Genomic DNA, 1,263 nt, shown 5'->3' with positions numbered 1-1,263 from the left:
TGGAGTTAGTATAGTTTCATGGACACATTTTAGTTAAGTCCTTACAATGATTTTTGAGAGGATGTGTCCGTCTTGGAACGTAAGAATACAGGTAAAAAATACAATAATGAATTCAAGAAGACTATTGTAGATCTTTATCACTCGGGTAATTCGGTCAAAGAATTAAGCGGCGAATATGGCGTATCAGAAGTTACCATTTATAAATGGGTTAAAGAATATACTCCAATCGGTTTAGGGGAAGAGTCCATGACTCCAAAGGAATTAGCCGCCATTCAAAAGGAAAACCTTCGGTTAAAGCAAGAAGTTGAAATCTTAAAAAAGGCTATGGCCATATTCGCGAAAAAGTAACCGAGACAGATCTTACCGAACTTATTGAGGAACACAAGAAACAATATCCCGTACAGAAGATGTGTGAAATACTAGAAATCCCAAGAAGCAGCCATTATCAGTCCCTTCAAATAGTCGTATCAAATCGCGAACAGGAAAACCAAGAACTCACGAAGGAAATTCATCTCATTTACCTGGAAAGCAAGGGACGATATGGGGCTCCAAAGATTCATGAAAGCTTATTAACCAAAGGGTTTTCCCTAAGTCTAAAGCGTGTTCAACGTTTGATGAGCAAGGCGAGAATTCGTTCTATTACTAAGAAAAAATACCGTCCCTATCCATCTAAAGAAAAGGTTATTCAATTGGATAATTTGCTAAAACGAGACTTCACTACTCAGACCATTAATGAGAAATGGGTAGCAGATATTACGTATATCCACACGTTAAAAGACGGATGGTGTTATTTAGCTTCGGTATTGGACCTTCATTCTAAGAAAATAGTAGGGTATTCATTTTCTCGTTCAATGACGACAGAACTGGTCATAAAATCTTTCAATAACGCACACTTATCACAAAAGCCCTCGGAGGGATTAGTTCTTCATACGGATCTTGGCTCACAATATACAAGCACTGAGTTTACTCAACATATTCAAAACCATCATATTAAGCAATCCTTTAGTCAGAAAGGTTGTCCGTACGATAATGCCTGTATTGAATCCTTTCATGCCCTATTAAAAAAGGAAGAAGTCAACCACGTACAATATCAAGACTATCAAACAGCTAAATTAGCGATGTTCCAATTTATTGAAGGTTGGTATAACCGAAAAAGAATTCACAGCAGCTTGGGCTATCAAACCCCACAAGCCATTGAAGATCGAATTAGGAATACAGCTTAAGATTTAACCTTTTAGTGTCCAAAATATTGACTCAAATCCA

1 protein-coding gene is annotated in these 1,263 nt (G+C 37.2%); it reads left to right on the top strand.

All coding sequences use genetic code 11. The features are described from left to right. Positions 1-72: 72 nt before the first annotated feature. Positions 73-1,223, top strand: a protein-coding gene (locus ASU00_RS24065) for an IS3 family transposase (RefSeq protein ID WP_413783546.1) whose coding sequence is annotated in 2 segments (ribosomal slippage) — positions 73-322 and positions 322-1,223 — 1,152 coding nt in all. Because the reading frame shifts where the segments join, the coding sequence is not laid out codon by codon here. Positions 1,224-1,263 lie beyond the last annotated feature (40 nt).

Source organism: Peribacillus muralis (genome assembly GCF_001439925.1).
Classification (GTDB): Bacteria; Bacillota; Bacilli; order Bacillales; family DSM-1321; genus Peribacillus; species Peribacillus muralis.
The sequence above is the reverse complement of the archived record's forward strand: the minus strand, read 5'-3'. Positions and strand labels throughout refer to the sequence as shown.